The following is a 15,044-nucleotide window of genomic DNA, read 5'->3' as shown; positions in this document are numbered from 1 at the left end:
GACCCTCGCCGCCGAAATTGCCGACCACCGACTCGCCATAGTGGAGGCCGACACGGGTGCGGCCCATCTCGTGGCCCGGCTCGCTATAATCCTTGGAGAATTTCTGGGTGAAGGCGAGCATGTCGAGCTGGGCCCTGGCGGCACGATCGGCGTCGTCCTCGCGGGCGATCGGTGCGCCCCAGAAGGCGACCACCGCGTCGCCGACGAACTTGTCGATCGTCCCACCATGGTCGAGGACGATATCGCACATGCCGTCGAGATAGGCGTTGAGGATGGTCGCGGTCCGGTCCGGCGGCAATTTATGGCTGAGGCCGGTGAAACCCTCGATGTCGGTGAACAAGGTGTAGATCGAGCGCTTCTCGCCGGTCAGTGACAGTTTCTTGGGATCGCGCAGGATCTGGGCGGCGATGTCGCGCGGCAGATATTTGCCAAGCGCCGACTGGGCGTAGCGACGTTGCTCGGAGCCAGCGGCGCGGACCGCGGCCCCGGTCGCGGCATAGGCCAGGCCCCAACCGCCAAGCCAGCCGAACGCCGGCAGGCCGTAGGTGTCGATATTGTGCCACTCATAATAGAAAGGCGCGAAGGCGAAGAAGGCGAGCTGGCCGAGGATCGCCAGGGCCACCACCCACGGCCGGACGTCGAGCATGGCGGTGAAGGTACCGCACAGCACGACGAGGATGGCCAGCGCCCACAGGGCAACCGGGCCGGCACGCTCCGGCAAGTTCCGGTCGAGCAGCTGGGCGGTCATGGTGGCATGGACCTCGAGCCCGCTCATCGTCGGGGCGTCGAGGCGCGAGGCCGGGACTTCGAACCGGTCGCGGTCGGGGAAGTCGCCGCCGATCAGCAGGATTTTTCCGCGCACCTCGTTGGCCAGCATCGGCGCGATGGCCGGATCGGCAAAATTGTCGATCATCAGCGAGTTGAAGACGAGCCGTTCGGGATTAGCCGGGGTGCGGAAATCGATGCTGCCGCCATAGCCGAAGCCCGGCGGCACGCCGGACAGCGCCACCGGAATCAGCGGCGGCAAGCCCTTGGGCATGGTCGGCCAGCGCCGGATGACATTGTCATTGTCGGTCTCAAACCGGACCGAGGTCGGCCGGACATTGGTCGCGGCGAGCGAGGCGAACCAGCGGTCCATGAATTCCAGCTGCCATTGCTCGATCTCGCTGCCCGCGGTGGCGCGGGTGGCATAGCCCATCCATACCGGCGTCTTCATGGTCCTGAGGACCGCCAGCAGCTGGGCATCCTCCGGCTGCGGCTGGTCGATCAAAATGTCGATGCCGATGCCCTTGGCGCCCATAGAATCGATATTGGCCAGCGCGCGGGCGAGGATGGCGCGGTCGAGCGGCGATCGCCTGGCCGTCGCCCGGACCGTGTCCTGCGTATAGGGGACCAGCAGGATGCGGCTGTCCTGACCGACCTTGTGCTGCCGCTCCCCGGTCACCTGCCGGAAATCGAACAGCGCATGCTCGGCATCGGTGGCGATCGGCAAGGTTTGCCGGGGTTCGCCGACGCGCGCCGGGAAATGCAGGCGGGTATCGCTACCGACGCTGACCGGAAGCTCCCAGCTGTAGCGGGCGAACAGGATCGCCCAGACGAGAATCAGGATCGTGACTAGCAACCGGGCCAGCGGAACCTTGCGCAGTTCGCGGATGACGCCTTCGATCGTCGGCTGGTCGTCGCCCGCCAGCGGGTCGGGGCCAAGCGCCCAGCGGCGGTGTGGCTGGTCCGTGCTCACAGACGCGCGGCCTTGGCCTGGGCCATAGCCAGTTCGGCCAGCGGCTCGGTCAGCGCGGCGGTTGCCTCGGCGTGGGCCGAGGAGGCACTGCCCCGCGCCAGCCGGCCGCGGATGCCGTGGAGGATGCCGGCGATGCGGAACATCACGAACACGATCAGATAATCGATGTGCGGCAGCGATGTTCGGCCGGTGCGGCGGCAGTAAGCGGCGACATATTCCTCCTCGCTCGGGATCCCGAGCGCGGCGAAATCCAGCCCGGCGAGCCCGGTGAACATGCCCGCCGGCATGCGGTACATCATCAGATGATAGACGAAGTCGGCGGCCGGATCGCCGAGCGTCGACAGTTCCCAGTCGAGCACCGCCACGACATTCGGCTCGGTGGCGGCGAAAATCATGTTGTCGCAGCGATAATCGCCATGGACGACGCGCGCGTCGCCGCTGTCGGGCGGGAGGTTATCCTTCAGCCAGCCGGTCAGCCAGTCCATCGCCGGCACGCGGCCGGCCTCGACATCGCCTTCATATTGTTTTGACCAACGCGCCACCTGGCGCTCAACGAAGCCGGTCGCGCGGCCATAGTCGCCGAGGCCGATGGCGTCGGGATCGTAACAGTGTAGCTGGGCAATGGTAGCGTTCATCGCATCGAAGTGCGCGGCGCGCTCGGCGGGCGACATGCCGGGGAAGCTGGCTTCCCAAATGATCCGGCCGTCGACCATGTCCATGACGAAAAAGGGCGTGCCGATGACGCTGTCATCATCGCACAAGCCGTGGACGCGGGGGACCGGAAAACCGTGCGCGCCTAGCGCGCTCATCACCCGTGCCTCGCGGTCGACCGCATGGGCGCCGGAGAGCAGTTGGCCGGGCGGCTTGCGGCGGAGGACGAAGGAGCGGCCAGAAGGAGTGTCGAGCCGGTAAGTCGGATTGGACTGGCCACCCTTGAACTGGCTGACGTTCAATGGACCGGCGAAGCCTTCAACGTGCTCCGCCATCCAGGCTTCCAGCGAGGCGACGTCGAAGCGCAGCCGCTCGGCGACGTCGCGGGTGCCGGTATTGGCCTCGGTGCGGTCCATAGGGGAGGGTCTAGGGTCCAGACCGGCCGCCAGCAAGGCCGTGATGGAGATGAAAAGGCGCTCTGGGAGCGAGCGAATGTAGCCAGATAGTGGGGCCTATCGGGCAAGTGAGCGAGCGTGCCAGGGCGGTTTTGCGTCACACCCTTTGGGCATGACCCCGCAGGTGCATCGTTTTGTCGAAGCGCTCGACCGGGAGGGCTACGGCCCCGCTCTTCGCGCTTCTCCTCGCCCTACATCCAGCGGGAGCCATGTCACGGCGTCGCTGGCGGCTGGCCTGGACCCCCAGCAGCCTTGCGCCGGCGTCAAACCCGCGCCTAAGGACTGCGCGTAACCAGGGGAGGTTCGAGTGGACGGCGCGGCAATCGAGACGATGGACCTGCCGCATTTCGATCTTGGCGAATTTGTCCGCCGGGTACTGGCCGAGGACTTGGGTTCGGGCGGGGACGTCACGTCGAAAGCGACGATTGACGCCAACGCCCGCTTCACCGCCGATTTGAATTGCCGCGAGCCGATCGTCGTGGCCGGGCTGGAGTTGGCCATCGCCTTCTTTCGCGCCTGCGACCGCGAAGTACGGATTGAACGACTGGTGAAGGATGGCGATGCGGTCGCCGCGGGAGCGGTCCTGCTGCGGCTGGAGGGCAATGCCCGGGCGATGCTGGCGGCCGAGCGGTCGGCGCTCAACACGCTGCAGCATCTGTCGGGGATCGCGACGCTGACCCGGCGCTATGTTGAGGCGATCGAGGGCACCGGCGCTACCTTGCTCGATACGCGCAAGACCATTCCGGGCCTGAGGCTGCTGGACAAATATGCGGCGCGGATGGGCGGCGCCGAGAACCACCGCATGCGGCTCGATGACGGGCTCCTCATCAAGGACAATCATGTCGGCGTGGCCGGCGGAGTGGCCGAGGCCGTCGCGGCGGCGAAGCAGTATGGCAGCGAGCTGCCAATCCAGGTCGAGGTCGACCGGATCGAGCAGATCGAGCCGGCGCTCCAAGCCGGCGCGGATCGGCTGCTGCTCGACAATATGAAGCCCGACATGCTGCGCGAAGCGGTCAAGCTGGTCGCCGGACGGGTGCCGCTGGAAGCGTCGGGCGGGGTCAACCTCGACACCATCCGCGGCATTGCCGAGACCGGCGTCGACTATATCTCGGTCGGCCGGATCACCCAGTCGGCGCCGGCGGTCGATATCGGCCTCGACTATGTGCTTACGCCGTGACGCATTTTTTACGCGCCATTTAGACTGTCGCGGCCTATAGGCGTACCCAAACGACTAACGGAGAGCCAATTGTTCAAGGGGTTGAAGCCCATCCTGTATGGCGGCCGCGAAGTGTGGCCGCTGATCGAGGGTGGCAAGGGCGTCTCCGCCACCAATCACGCCAGCTCGGGCGCCTGGGCGGCGGCAGGGGGCATCGGCACGGTCTCCGCGGTCAATGCCGACAGCTATGATCCGGATGGGCGGATCATCCCGCAAATCTACAAAGCGCTGACCCGCCGCGAGCGGCACGAAGAACTGATCCACTACGCGATCGAGGGCGCTGTCGCCCAGGTCAAGCGCGCCTATGAGATCGCCGGCGGCAAGGGCGCGATCAACATCAACGTCTTGTGGGAGATGGGCGGCGCGCAGCGAGTGCTGCACGGCGTCCTCGAGCGAACCAAGGGCCTGGTCACCGGCGTCACGTGCGGCGCGGGCATGCCCTACAAGCTGAGCGAAATCGCCGCCTCTTACGGCGTCAGCTATTTGCCGATCATCTCCTCCGGACGCGCCTTCAGCGCGCTGTGGAAGCGGGCCTATTCCAAGGCTGCCGAATGGCTCGCCGCAGTCGTCTATGAAGACCCGTGGCTGGCCGGGGGACACAACGGCCTGTCCAACGCCGAGGACCCGCGCAAGCCGCAGGACCCCTATCCGCGCGTCAAATCATTGCGCGAGACGATGCGCGAGGGCGGCATTGCCGACAGTGTGCCGATCGTCATGGCCGGAGGCGTATGGCGGCTCGACGAGTGGAACGACTGGATCGATAATCCGGAGCTGGGCCAGATCATGTTCCAGTTCGGCACCCGTCCACTGCTGACCCAGGAAAGCCCGATCCCGCCGGCGTGGAAATCCCGGCTGATGACGCTGGAGGAAGGCGATGTCTTGCTCCACCGCTTCAGCCCGACCGGTTTTTACTCCTCCGCCGTGCGCAATCCGTTCCTCCGCCACCTTGAGGCACGCAGCGAGCGGCAGATCGCCTATACGAAAGAGGCGATCGGCGATCATGCGTTCGAGCTCGATGTCGGGATCGGCACCAAGCGGCACTATTGGGTCACCAAGGGCGATTTGCAGCATGCCCGCGAATGGTTCGGCGCCGGGTTCACCAACGCGATGAAGTCGCCGGATGACACGCTGATCTTCGTTACGCCTGAAGAGGAAAAGTTGATCCGCGCCGACCAGGCCGCCTGCATGGGCTGCCTGTCGCAGTGCAGCTTTTCCAGCTGGGCGGACAATGTGAAGAATTCGACCGGCCGCCTCGCCGATCCGCGCAGCTTTTGCATCCAGAAAACGTTGCAGGACATCGCCCATGGCGCCGACGTCGAACAGAATCTGATGTTCGCCGGGCATGCCGCGTTTCGCTTCAAGAGCGATCCATTTTATTCGAACGGCTTCGTGCCGACCGTGAAGCAACTCGTCGACCGCATCCTGACGGGGGCGTGATGCTGCAGCGGGGGCTGGGTGTGGCGTTGCTGCTGGCCCTTTCGGTGTCGGCCAGTGCCCAGGAAAAGAAGCCGCCCTATTGGGCTTCGATCGCCAGCGGCGAGGCGATGATGCGCACGGGCCCGGGCCGCAACTATCCCGGGACCTGGCTCTACAAGCGCCGCGACCTCCCGGTCCGGGTGGTTCAGGTCTATCCCAACTGGCGCAAGATCGAGGATCCGGACGGTCAGCAGGGTTGGATGCTGGTGACGCTCTTGAGCGACCGACGCACCGCCATCGTCAGGCCCGGCAACCCGCGCGATATCCACGTCAAGCGCGATGCCAATTCGCCGGTCCGCTACCGCGCCGAAGCCGGTGTCGTCGGGCGGATCGAGAAATGCGACGGCAGCTGGTGCAAGGTCCAGTTCGGCAAGCGCCAGGGCTATATTGCCCAGGGCGATATTTGGGGTGTTGGCGAGAACGAGACTGTCGACTGACCGATGCGCTTCGGCAACTAAATCCACTTTCGTAAAGGCCGCCTATTTCCTCCGTTGCCATTTTGTAACAGGCTTGGCACTAATTGCGGCGGCACATGGAACGGACCGGCCGAGGTCACGTTTCGCGTATATCAACCGGCGTCGCGCTCGGCGGGGCCCGAAGGGGAGTAACAGGGATGAATTTGTTGGCCACACGAACGCGCCTGCTGAGCGGCGCGGCCCTCACAGTCGGACTGACGATGATCGCGGCGGCGCCCGCCCAGGCGGCTTGCACCGTGGTTCCTGGGGCCACCATCGGCTGCGCCGTCAACACGACAACGACGGACACGTCATATGTGGGCGGTTCGCCGGTGAGCGATCGCAACTATGACTTTAGCGTTCCAACGGTCACGCTAGATATTGATCCCGGCGTGCTTGTTGACGGCTTCGGTATTACCCTGACGGATGTCGGCCTCGGTTCGACGATTACGTATGTGAACGACGGCGCAGTTCAGGTGGATGCGCTGAACACAGCTTCGGCAGGCGGCCTTGATGGCGCACTGGGTTTTACAGGCATCAATAGCAACCTGACCTATTCGGGCGCGGGCACCATCGCCAACCATGGCACCGGCGATGGATTCGAGGCACTGTTTACTGGAACAGGCGGCATGTCCGCCAACTTCGGCGGCCTTGTGACCGCCGATGCTGGGGACGGCATTCATGTAAGTTCGACCGCGGCCAGTGGCGGCGCGATCAGCATCACCACCAACGGCGTCCGGTCGTCGGGCAATGATGGCATCGACGTCACCACCGCCGGTTCGGGCAATGTCACCGTCACCAGCAACAACGGAATCCTGAGCGCCGGCGGTGGCGCGGGGACGCTGCAGAACGGTATCGTCGTCACCTCGACCGGCACGGGCAACATCACGGTGAGCCAAACGGCAGGGGCGATTGGCGCCTCCGCCGACCTGGCTCAAGGCAGGGGCATCTCGGCCACCATCAACAGTGTTGCATCGGCAGGCACGATCAACATTACCCTTGCTGCGGGCAGTGGCATTAACTCCGTCGGGTCCGGCATTTTTGCGACGACGAATGGTACTGGTTCGGTGACCGGCACGGTCAACGGCGCCGTTACAACGACGGGCGGGGCACATAGTGTAGATTTGGAATCGAGCGGATCCGGCAATGTCACAGCGGTTATCAACGGCAACGTGACCCAAACCGGCGGCGGCTTCGCCGTGCTCGCATTTTCGACCGGGACGGGCAATGTCTCATTGACCACGGGCGCCGGATCGACGATTCGCTCCGATTTCGTCGGCATCAATGGTCAGAGCGGCGGCTCTGGTAACGTAACGGTTGTCAACAATGCGACCATCCTGTCGCCGACGGGCTCGCCCAACACCAATGCTTTCGGCATCTTCGCGCTTGCGGGTCCCGGTACCGTATCGGTGACCAATAGTGGCGCCATCGGCAGCGCGACGGATCGCATGACGAACGATGGCATCTTCGCGGCCAATTCGTCAGCGGGTGCGCTCAGCGTGACGGGCACAGGTGCCATTTTCTCGAGCGGCTTCGGCATTGAAGCGACGAACAACGGTACCGGCACGGCAACCGTCAATTATACCGGCGCGGTCGACTCAAATGGCGGGACCGGCATTGCGGCAACCACGTCCACTGGTGCAGTGGCAATCACCGCGGGCGCCGTCACCACCACCGCTGGCGACGCGATTGTCGCCACCTCGACGACCGGCGCTCAGACGATCAACGCCAACGGTGTGATCAGTTCGAACGCCGGCGGTGTTGTCGGCATTGCGACCAGCGGTGCGATTACCGCCAACGTCAACGCCAACATCACCTCGGGGGCCAATGGCGTCACCTTGTCGTCGTCCGGCGCCAAGATCGTCAATGTGGGCGCCACGAGGACGGTCAACAGCACCGGCGGCAACGACGTCACCTTCAACGGTGGCGGCACCGGCGTGGTCAACAACAGTGGCACCATCGGGGCTACCAACAACGCCTTGGCCGTCGCATCCGCCACATCGGCTGTGACCGTCAACAACAATGCTGGCGGGGTCATCAACGGCCTCTTCTCGTCGACCGGCGGCGGCGTCGATGCGTTCAACAATAGCGGCACCTGGAACACCGGTGGCGCGAATGCCTTCGGCGGCGGTGCCGATACGCTCGCCAATAATGCCGGCGGCATCATCAACTTCGCGACCGGCTCGAGCTTTGCCGGTCTCGAGTCCACGACCAACGCGGGCACGATCAACGTGGCCGGCACGCTGGCGATGGGCGGCTCGACGCTGTCCGGCGCGGGCACGCTGAACTTGGCGGCTGCTTCGGCGGTCAGCGGGCTCGGCGCGACCAACCTCGGCGGCGCGACCAACGCCGGTGCGGGCTCGTCGCTGGCGGGCACTGCTGGCTTCATCAACAGCGGTACGCTGGACACGGCGGGTGCCTTCACCCTGTCGGGCTTCACCTCGCTCAGCAATAGTGGGACGATCGACCTGGCGCCGGGAACCTTCACGGTTCCTGCGGTGGCGTTCAACAATAGCGGCACGATTATCGCCGACGAAGGTACGTCGACCATCACCGGCCAGACCAACTTCGCCAATTCGGGGACGCTCGACCTCAGCGATGGTGCGGTTGGCGATCTGCTGATCATCAACAGCAACTTCGTGGGGTCAGGCGGATCCAACCTGGTGGTCGACGTCAACTCGACCACGGCGGACGTGCTGCAGATCAATGGCGCGGCAACCGGTGCAAGCGTGATCAACGTGGCCCCGGTCGGCGGCGTGGTCGTCAATAGTAGCGGAATATTGGTGGTCGACACGACGACCAGCGCCAGCGACACGACCTTCACGCTGGGCAGCACCGTCGGCACCGCACTGATCGACTTCAACCTGCAGCGGATCGGGCAGGACTTCTTCCTGTTCGCCGCCCCGAACGACAATGCGTTCGACCCGCTGGCCCTGATCAATGTCGGCCAGGACATGTGGTATCAGTCGAAGGATATCGTCGACAATTATCTGGCGCTGAAGCGCAGCGACCTGGTGCCCGGCGCCCGGCCGCTCGGCATGTGGGGCCAGATCTACTGGAACCGCGACCGGTACGGCGATGAAGCTGGCGTGCAGAGCGTGTTCGGCAGCGACGTTGTCGTCAACCAGCACCTCAGGACCAAGCGCCGCGGCATTCAGGGCGGTCTCGACTATAATTTCGGCATGGGCGTCATCGGCGTCACCGCCGGCTGGGAGAAGGCCGACGCGGAGGTTCGCGCGCTGATTAGCGATGTCACCGGCAAGGGCTGGAACGCTGGCGCCTATGCGCTGTTCGGGTCGGCCACCGGCTTCTATGGCGACCTGCTGTTCAAGTACGACCATAACAAGCTCGACATCGACAGCGTCGCGTTCTCCGGACTAAGCAAGCTTTCCAGCAAGAGCTGGGGTGTCGAAGGCGATGTCGGCTATCGCATGATGGTCGGCACTACGACGCTTGACCTCGGCGGCGGCCTGGCGGCGGTCAGCACCAAGACCGAGGACTTCAGCTTCGCCAACATCGACTATAACTATGACAAGGCGAAGAGCCTGCGTGGCCATATCGGCGCTCGGGTCGACAGCGCGATCGGGGTGTTCCTCGATGCCAAGCTGTTTCATGAGTTCCATGACGACAACGACCTGACGCTGACCAGCGGCACCGAGTTCGACACGCTCGAGGCCGAAAGCCATGGCACCTGGGCCAAGTTCGAGCTTGGCTATGGCAAGCCGGCGAGCTCCGGACCGTTCGCGGCCGCCTGGATCAATGCCGGCGACATCCATGGCTTCGGCGCCAAGCTGGGCTTCCGCTTCGGCGGGGCCGAGCGGGTTGAGACTCCGCCCCCGCCTCCGCCTCCGCCGCCGCCGCCCCCGCCGCCTCCGGCGACGCAGACTTGCCCGGACGGCTCGGTGATCCTGGCGACGGACGCTTGTCCGCCACCGCCCCCACCGCCTCCGCCGCCCCCGCCGCCGCCGGAACCGGAACGCGGCTAAGGCAAGCAAAGGCCTGAACAAAGGAACGGCGGCTCCGAAAGGGGCCGCCGTTTCCTTATGCGCGCGTCGCTGTTAGGGTCGCGTCAAAGGGGAGGGGCATGAAGAGCATTTTGGCACTCGCGATGTTAGGAGTTTCGACCATGGCTCAAGCAGAAGGCATCCAACGCATCGGCGAGCCGATGCTGAACGGGCAGCGGCTGCCCTTCTCCAGCGCGGTCCGCGCCGGCGACACCGTCTATCTGTCGGGCGCGCTCGGCATCACGCCGGACGGCAAGCTCGGCGAGGGCATGGAAGCCCAGGCCAGGCTGGCGATGGACAATCTTGGCAGCGCGCTGAAGTCGGCCGGGCTCGGCTGGGGCGACGTCGCCAAATGTATGGTGATGCTCGACGACATGAAGGACTGGCCGGCTTTCAACAAAGTCTATGTGACCTATTTTCCCGACGGCAAATATCCGGCGCGGAGTGCATTCGGCGCGGATGGCCTAGCGCTGGGCGCGCTCGTTGAAGTTGAGTGCATTGCCTACGCGCCTTAGCGCGAGCAATTAGCCGGGCAGGTGATCTTCATCTTCACAGGCTGCTTTGTGAGGCGAGTTTAGAGCCTTGAATTCGTTTCGATCCCAAACGAAGTCCTGACGAACACATTGTTCGCCTGGATCTGGAAAATCACGAGGAAGCCATTCGGCTTTCACAAGGCGACTATCGGGTTTGATCCCATATCTCAGTACTGGAAATTCTTCGCCCCCCACTGGTGCGTCGACAATCCTGCCATTTTGTCGGTCCACGAACCAACCATTGACGCATCCAGCGCCGCATCCGACGATCACAAAGGTGAAATGACCGGCAAAGTTGATGCCGGACACCATTCCCTGTCGAATACGTGTCCGAAATAGCCGATGCTCCGCCAGCCGAATAACTGGTTGAGCGTGAGCCGTGATTACCTGTGCCGGGAAGCGAGAGAATTCATCAGGTGCGTCAGATGGCGCCAGATTGATAGATGCCGCCGCAGCGACGAAGTGCAGAACAGCCAATTCCATGGTCGGAAGCTATCCGACTTATGAGCATAGGCAAGCCCGGCTCGTAAGACGCTACCCCACTAACAGCGCCGCAAAGGCGCAGAGCCCGATCAGCGTGAGCGGCGCCCAGCCGATGTGCTTGCCCTTGCTGCCGACGCAGTCGATCAAGCCGCCGGCGGTGAAGACGATGCCGGTCGCGGCAAGGCCGACGATCCGCGCCTGATCGGGCGCCCAGGCCCAGGCAAACAGGATCGCCGCCACAACCAGGCCAATGGCGCTGGTCAGATGCCAGGCGAAGGGGACGATGAAGCGCGCCAGCGGATGCTTCATCACGCCCTCACCCTGGTCGAGCAGCAGGCGGATCAGCCGGCGCTGCCCCATCACCGAATGGACCGTCATGGTCATCACCAGCAGCACTGACGAGGCGGTCAGCGCGGCCTGCTGCAAGGGACTACAACAACTGCTCATTTGCGCTCCGTCGGGTTGCCGATCATCCGGTTGAGCCGGATTGCTTCGCGGATCAGCCGCTCTGCAACGGCGGCGTCGACGGCCGTATCCTCGCGGAGGTCGAGCGTCCTCAGCTCATATTTGCCGTTGCCAGCGAGGCGCGGCTCGATGTCGAGCAGTCGCTTGCCGCGCCAGAAGCCGAACAGCACGCGATGCTCCTCGGCGCGGATCATGAAGGCGGGGCCATTCGCCCGATACACGAGATGGCCCCATTTGATGGTTTCTTCCGCGTCGCCGACCTTGGTCGCGATGCTACGCAACAGGTCGACACGACAGCGCTGCCAGCCGGTGGTCGACTGGACATATTCATCAGGACTGGCGGGGAGCGGCCCCGAACGCTTCATCAATCGACCGGCTCCCGCCTGAAGCTTGTTACGGCTTAACCGCGGCCGGCACTTCGGTATAGGCGATCCGCTTGACGGTCAGTTTCTCGCCCTTGTCGCTGGTCGTATCGAAGCTCTGGCCAACCTCGGTCGGCGCGGTCGTCCAGCAAATCTCGCCTTCCTTGTCCATCGCGCTGGTGAAGCAAGCCTTGTCGTCCTTCATCACCGCGGTGCCATGGTCGAGATGCTCGGCGCCGGACCAGGCGACATAATTGCCATCGGCATCGACCGTTTCGGTCGTCGCCTTGTCCTTGCGGGTGAATTCCCAGCTGGTTCCCTTGATCTCAAACGCCGCCGGCATCGCCATATTGGCATCCGCCGCCATGTTGGAATCCATCGCGGCATTCTCGTCCGCTGCATTCGCCTCATTGGTCGCTGCCGGCTTGTTGCACGCCATAAGCGTCAGCACGGCCAGTGACACCATCACGATCCGCATTGCCTCTCTCCCTGTTTAGCGAGGAGGCGCTGGTAGCAGCTTTGGCGGGCTAGCGCACGTAGCGCTTAGATCAGCTCCACCGCGACCGCAGTGGCCTCGCCGCCACCGATGCACAGGCTCGCGACGCCGCGCGTCTTGCCCTTGGCCTTGAGCGCGCCGATCAGCGTCACGATCAGCCGGGCGCCGCTGGCGCCGATCGGGTGGCCGAGCGCGGTGGCGCCGCCATGGACGTTGATCTTTTCGTGCGGGATGCCGAGGTCGCGCATGGCGAACATGGCGACGCAGGCGAAGGCCTCGTTGACCTCGAACAGGTCGACGTCGTCGACGCTCCAGCCGGCTTTCTTCAGCGCCTTCTCGATCGCGCCGGCGGGGGCAATGGTGAACTCGCTCGGCTCGCGGGCATGGGCAGCCGACGCGACGATGCGCGCCACCGGCTTCAAGCCCTTGGCGTCGGCGTCCGACTGGCGGGTCAGCACCAGCGCGGCGGCGCCGTCGCTAATCGACGAGCTGGTCGCGGCGGTGATGGTGCCGTCCTTGGCGAAGGCCGGCTTCAGGGTCGGGATCTTGTCGGGGCGGCCGCGGCCCGGCGCCTCGTCGGTATCGACCACGGTCTCGCCCCCACGGCCCTGGATGACCACGGGCACGATCTCGTCCTTGAAAGCGCCGCTGTCGATCGCGGCCTTGGCGCGCGCCAGGCTTTCGATCGAATAATTGTCCTGGTCCTCGCGGGTCAGCTGGTACTGGTTGGCGGTTTCCTGGGCGAAGGTGCCCATCGCCCGGCCGGGCTCATAGGCATCCTCGAGCCCGTCGAGGAACATATGGTCGTAAGCCGTATCGTGGCCGATCCGCGCGCCGGAGCGGTGCTTCTTCAAGAGGTACGGCGCGTTGGTCATCGACTCCATGCCACCGGCGATAATCATATCGGCATTGCCGGCCTTGAGCGCTTCCTCGGCCATGATCACGGTCTGCATGCCCGATCCGCAGACCTTGTTGACGGTGGTCGCCTGGACCGATTTGGGCAGGCCAGCCTTGATCGCCGCCTGGCGCGCCGGGGCCTGGCCGAGACCAGCGGGAAGCACGCAGCCCATGTAGATCCGGTCGATTTCGTCGCCTTTCACGCCGGCGCGCTCGACCGCGGCCTTGACCACGGTGGCGCCGAGATCGGTGGCGGCGACGTCGGCGAGGGAGCCCTGCATCGAGCCCATCGGCGTGCGGGCGGCGGAAAGGATGACGACGGAATCGGACATTTGATTGGTCTCCGGGGGAGTGTTGTGCGGTGCACATAAGCCTCCCGCCCCGCCGGTTCAATTGTCCCGTTGCTATCGGTTCGATGCGTGTTAGGCTCCCGTCCCATGAACAGGGAAAAGTTGGCTCTAGCCGCGGGATGTGCGGCCTTCGCGGCGGCCGTTGCGACCGCCCAGGCGCCACCACCGGGAGGCGGACCGCTGGCTCCGCCCTACAAGAACCTCCAAGTCTTCCCGAAGGACATCACCCAGCCGCAGCTGGTCGGCAATATGAAGGGTTTTGCGCAGGCGCTGGGCGTGCGCTGCATCCATTGCCATGTCGGGACCGAAGGCCAGCCGCTGTCGACGTTCGATTTCGCGTCCGACGCCAAGCCGACCAAGCTGATCGCCCGGAAAATGCTGGCGATGGTCCACCGGATCAACGAAAAGGAATTCGGGGTTACCGAGTTCAAGGACGTCAAGGTGACCTGCTTCACTTGCCATCGCGGTTCGACCAAGCCGCTGACCGCGCCGCCGCCCGACGTCAATCTGGTGCCGCCACCGCCGGCGACTACGCCGAAAGCGTCCTAGCGGGGCTGACAATTCTCCCTTTCGTCTGCTAGCGGGCGGGCGACAGGAGAGTCTCCAATGAGCGACATGCCCGGCCTCGATTTCGGCCTTGGTGAAATGGCGGACACGATCCGCGAGACAACCGAGCGCTTCGCCCGCGAGCAGATCGCGCCGATCGCCGCCGAAATCGACGAGACCGACGAATTTCCCAAGCAGCTGTGGCCGCAGATGGGCGAGCTCGGCCTGCATGGCATCACTGTCGAGGAAGAATGGGGTGGGCTCGGGCTCGGCTATCTGGAGCATGTCGTGGCGCAGGAGGAAGTGGCGCGGGCATCGGCCTCGGTCGGCCTCAGCTACGGCGCGCATTCCAATCTGTGCGTCAACCAGATCCGCCGCTGGGCCAACCCCGAGCAAAAGGCGAAATACCTCCCCAAGCTGATCAGCGGCGAGCATGTCGGATCGCTGGCGATGAGCGAGGCCGGCGCCGGTAGCGACGTGGTCGGGATGAAGCTCAAGGCCGAGAAATCGGGCAACGGCTACCGCCTCAACGGCACCAAATTCTGGATCACCAACGCGCCGGCGGCCGACACGCTGGTGGTCTATGCCAAGACCTCGCCCGACGAGGGTAGCCGCGGCATCACCACCTTCATCATCGAAAAGGACATGGAGGGTTTCTCGATCGGCCAGAAGGTCGACAAGATGGGCATGCGCGGCAGCCTGACTGCCGAGCTGGTGTTCGACGACTGCTTCGTCCCGGCCGAGAATATCATGGGCCCGGAGAATGGCGGAGTCGGCGTGCTGATGAGCGGGCTTGATTATGAGCGGACCGTGCTGGCCGGAATCCAGCTCGGCATCATGCAGGCCTGCCTCGACACGGTCATTCCCTATGTCCGCGAGCGCAAGCAGTTCGGCAAGCCGATCGGCAGCTTCCAGCT

General features: G+C 64.5%; 14 protein-coding genes. 7 read left to right on the top strand and 7 right to left on the bottom strand.

All coding sequences use genetic code 11. From position 1 onward, the window contains the following. Positions 1-1,738, bottom strand: a 1,738-nt coding sequence (locus tag Q0C64_RS10585; protein ID WP_294123578.1) for an adenylate/guanylate cyclase domain-containing protein, incomplete at its 3' end; no start/stop codon positions are given. Further along, positions 1,735-2,805: a phosphotransferase family protein gene (locus tag Q0C64_RS10580; RefSeq protein ID WP_294123577.1), complete on the bottom strand. Its 1,071-nt coding sequence runs from the start codon at positions 2,803-2,805 to the stop codon at positions 1,735-1,737. The genes Q0C64_RS10580 and Q0C64_RS10585, both read right to left, overlap by 4 nt. A gap of 370 nt (positions 2,806-3,175) precedes the next feature. Here Q0C64_RS10580 and nadC point away from each other — a divergent pair, with 370 nt between their 5' ends. The 5 genes from nadC to Q0C64_RS10555 all read left to right on the top strand — a co-directional run bounded on the left by nadC (position 3,176) and on the right by Q0C64_RS10555 (position 10,510). Continuing rightward, complete coding sequence (gene nadC / locus Q0C64_RS10575; protein WP_294123583.1) at positions 3,176-4,021, top strand: carboxylating nicotinate-nucleotide diphosphorylase; 846 nt, start codon at positions 3,176-3,178, stop codon at positions 4,019-4,021. A gap of 69 nt (positions 4,022-4,090) precedes the next feature. Continuing rightward, complete coding sequence (locus Q0C64_RS10570) at positions 4,091-5,497, top strand: nitronate monooxygenase (RefSeq protein WP_294123575.1); 1,407 nt, start codon at positions 4,091-4,093, stop codon at positions 5,495-5,497. After that, positions 5,497-5,973: an SH3 domain-containing protein gene (locus Q0C64_RS10565; RefSeq protein ID WP_294123572.1), complete on the top strand. Its 477-nt coding sequence runs from the start codon at positions 5,497-5,499 to the stop codon at positions 5,971-5,973. Before Q0C64_RS10570 ends, Q0C64_RS10565 begins: the two co-directional genes overlap by 1 nt. Before the next feature lie 176 nt (positions 5,974-6,149). Beyond that, on the top strand, positions 6,150-9,977 hold the full coding sequence (locus tag Q0C64_RS10560; protein ID WP_294123570.1) for a hypothetical protein: 3,828 nt from the start codon (positions 6,150-6,152) through the stop codon (positions 9,975-9,977). A 98-nt stretch (positions 9,978-10,075) separates the two neighbouring features. After that, positions 10,076-10,510, top strand: coding sequence for a RidA family protein (locus Q0C64_RS10555; protein WP_294123568.1), 435 nt, complete (start codon positions 10,076-10,078; stop codon positions 10,508-10,510). Positions 10,511-10,519: 9 nt separating this feature from the next. Here Q0C64_RS10555 and Q0C64_RS10550 read toward each other — a convergent pair whose 3' ends face one another. The 5 genes from Q0C64_RS10550 to Q0C64_RS10530 all read right to left on the bottom strand — a co-directional run bounded on the left by Q0C64_RS10550 (position 10,520) and on the right by Q0C64_RS10530 (position 13,563). Continuing rightward, positions 10,520-11,011: a hypothetical protein gene (locus Q0C64_RS10550; RefSeq protein ID WP_294123566.1), complete on the bottom strand. Its 492-nt coding sequence runs from the start codon at positions 11,009-11,011 to the stop codon at positions 10,520-10,522. A 51-nt stretch (positions 11,012-11,062) separates the two neighbouring features. Further along, complete coding sequence (locus tag Q0C64_RS10545) at positions 11,063-11,458, bottom strand: hypothetical protein (protein WP_294123563.1); 396 nt, start codon at positions 11,456-11,458, stop codon at positions 11,063-11,065. After that, a complete protein-coding gene (locus Q0C64_RS10540) occupies positions 11,455-11,841 on the bottom strand; it encodes a DUF1801 domain-containing protein (RefSeq protein ID WP_294123560.1) in 387 nt (128 codons plus the stop codon). The genes Q0C64_RS10545 and Q0C64_RS10540 overlap by 4 nt, the downstream gene beginning before the upstream one ends. 28 nt (positions 11,842-11,869) lie before the next feature. Beyond that, on the bottom strand, positions 11,870-12,316 hold the full coding sequence (locus tag Q0C64_RS10535; RefSeq protein WP_294123558.1) for a hypothetical protein: 447 nt from the start codon (positions 12,314-12,316) through the stop codon (positions 11,870-11,872). A 65-nt stretch (positions 12,317-12,381) separates the two neighbouring features. Next, positions 12,382-13,563: an acetyl-CoA C-acyltransferase gene (locus Q0C64_RS10530; protein WP_294123556.1), complete on the bottom strand. Its 1,182-nt coding sequence runs from the start codon at positions 13,561-13,563 to the stop codon at positions 12,382-12,384. A 105-nt stretch (positions 13,564-13,668) separates the two neighbouring features. Here Q0C64_RS10530 and Q0C64_RS10525 point away from each other — a divergent pair, with 105 nt between their 5' ends. Together Q0C64_RS10525 and Q0C64_RS10520 are read left to right on the top strand one after the other, a co-directional pair. Next, positions 13,669-14,130, top strand: a complete 462-nt coding sequence (locus Q0C64_RS10525; protein ID WP_294123554.1) for a c-type cytochrome — start codon at positions 13,669-13,671, stop codon at positions 14,128-14,130. 66 nt (positions 14,131-14,196) lie between these two features. Then, the coding region (locus tag Q0C64_RS10520) for an acyl-CoA dehydrogenase family protein (RefSeq protein ID WP_294123580.1) at positions 14,197-15,044 on the top strand (848 nt) is incomplete at its 3' end.

Source organism: Sphingomonas sp. (assembly GCF_023266535.1).
Classification (GTDB): domain Bacteria; phylum Pseudomonadota; class Alphaproteobacteria; order Sphingomonadales; family Sphingomonadaceae; genus Sphingomicrobium.
The sequence above is the reverse complement of the archived record's forward strand: the minus strand, read 5'-3'. Positions and strand labels throughout refer to the sequence as shown.

Coding starts and splice junctions, on each gene's coding strand:
- Q0C64_RS10580 (WP_294123577.1), bottom strand. CDS start 2,805: ATGGACCGCACCGAGGCCAATACCGGCACCCGCGACGTCGCCGAGCGG.
- nadC (WP_294123583.1), top strand. CDS start 3,176: ATGGACCTGCCGCATTTCGATCTTGGCGAATTTGTCCGCCGGGTACTG.
- Q0C64_RS10565 (WP_294123572.1), top strand. CDS start 5,497: ATGCTGCAGCGGGGGCTGGGTGTGGCGTTGCTGCTGGCCCTTTCGGTG.
- Q0C64_RS10560 (WP_294123570.1), top strand. CDS start 6,150: ATGAATTTGTTGGCCACACGAACGCGCCTGCTGAGCGGCGCGGCCCTC.
- Q0C64_RS10555 (WP_294123568.1), top strand. CDS start 10,076: ATGAAGAGCATTTTGGCACTCGCGATGTTAGGAGTTTCGACCATGGCT.
- Q0C64_RS10550 (WP_294123566.1), bottom strand. CDS start 11,011: ATGGAATTGGCTGTTCTGCACTTCGTCGCTGCGGCGGCATCTATCAAT.
- Q0C64_RS10545 (WP_294123563.1), bottom strand. CDS start 11,458: ATGAGCAGTTGTTGTAGTCCCTTGCAGCAGGCCGCGCTGACCGCCTCG.
- Q0C64_RS10540 (WP_294123560.1), bottom strand. CDS start 11,841: ATGAAGCGTTCGGGGCCGCTCCCCGCCAGTCCTGATGAATATGTCCAG.
- Q0C64_RS10535 (WP_294123558.1), bottom strand. CDS start 12,316: ATGCGGATCGTGATGGTGTCACTGGCCGTGCTGACGCTTATGGCGTGC.
- Q0C64_RS10530 (WP_294123556.1), bottom strand. CDS start 13,563: ATGTCCGATTCCGTCGTCATCCTTTCCGCCGCCCGCACGCCGATGGGC.
- Q0C64_RS10525 (WP_294123554.1), top strand. CDS start 13,669: ATGAACAGGGAAAAGTTGGCTCTAGCCGCGGGATGTGCGGCCTTCGCG.